Source organism: Streptomyces sp. KR55, assembly GCF_052245645.1.
GTDB lineage: Bacteria > Actinomycetota > Actinomycetes > Streptomycetales > Streptomycetaceae > Streptomyces > Streptomyces flavusporus.
This window is the reverse complement of the sequence record NZ_JBQQCE010000907.1, coordinates 1-1,358: the sequence shown is the minus strand read 5'-3', so window position 1 is coordinate 1,358 and position 1,358 is coordinate 1. Positions and strand designations below refer to the sequence as shown.

Here is a 1,358-nt window from a genome sequence, read left to right as displayed (position 1 = left end):
CCGACGATGCCGACGCGGCCACGGCCTGGACCCCGGCGACGGGCCACAGCGAGGGCGTCACCATCGCGGTCCTCACCACCGACACCAAGTCCCGCGACCCCCGCCACACCGCCGCCATCCGCGACGCGGTCGTCGAGGGCCTGCGTGACGGCACCCTCGTCGCCCCCCACCACCGCACCCGCATCCCGGGCGTCGCCCTCGTCGGTGGCGGCCCCGGCGACCCGGACCTGATCACGGTCCGCGGCCGGCGCCTGCTCGCCGAGGCCGATGTGGTCATCGCCGACCGCCTCGGCCCCCGCGACCTGCTCGCCGAACTCCCGCCGCACGTCGAGGTGATCGACGCGGCGAAGATCCCGTACGGCCGTTTCATGGCTCAGGAGGCCATCAACAACGCGCTGATCGAGCACGCCAAGCAGGGCAAGTCGGTCGTACGACTGAAGGGCGGCGACCCGTTCGTCTTCGGTCGCGGCATGGAGGAGGCCCAGGCACTGGCCGAGGCGGGCATCCCGTGCACGGTGGTCCCCGGCATCTCCAGCTCGATCTCGGTGCCGGGCGCGGCCGGAATCCCGGTCACCCACCGCGGTGTGGCCCATGAGTTCACCGTGGTCAGTGGCCATGTGGCCCCCGACGACGAGCGCTCCCTCGTCGACTGGCCGTCCCTCGCCAAACTGACCGGCACGCTGGTGATCCTCATGGGTGTCGACAAGATCGGGAAGATCGCCGAGACCCTGGTCGCCCACGGCAAGCCGGCCGACACCCCGGTCGCCCTCGTCCAGGAGGGCACGACGGCCGCCCAGCGCCGCGTCGACGCGACACTCGCGACGGTCGCCGAGGCGGTGCGTACGCAGGAGGTGAAGCCCCCGGCCGTCATCGTCGTCGGCGCGGTCGTGAACGTAGGCCCGCACCCTTCCGCGTAACCGCGGGTAACACAACTCGTCCCGAGCCGTTGGCACCACACCCAGGACAAGGCAGTATCACCCTGTGGCCGATCTCATCACCGTCGAGGACCCCGACGACCCGCGCCTGCACGACTACACAGGCCTGACCGACGTGGAACTGCGTCGCAAGCGCGAACCCGCCGAGGGCCTGTTCATCGCCGAGGGCGAGAAGGTCATCCGCCGGGCGAAGGACTCCGGCTACGAGATGCGGTCGATGCTGCTCTCCGCCAAGTGGGTCGACGTCATGCGCGATGTCATCGACGAGCTCCCCGCCCCCGTCTACGCGGTCAGCCCGGAGCTCGCCGAACAGGTCACCGGCTACCACGTGCACCGCGGCGCGCTCGCCTCCATGCAGCGCAAGCCGCTGCCCACGGCCGCCGAACTCCTCCAGACCGCCCGCCGGGTCGTGATCATGGAGTC

The 1,358-nt window shown here is 71.2% G+C and carries 1 protein-coding gene and 1 pseudogene; both read left to right on the top strand.

Annotated features, from left to right (window positions below):
• Positions 1 to 917 (top strand): uroporphyrinogen-III C-methyltransferase (cobA, locus tag ACTWQJ_RS51430; protein WP_443313207.1); only part of this gene is annotated, 917 nt, incomplete at its 5' end.
• 64 nt (positions 918 to 981) lie between these two features.
• Positions 982 to 1,358: pseudogene (locus tag ACTWQJ_RS51425) on the top strand (TrmH family RNA methyltransferase); the annotation flags it as partial.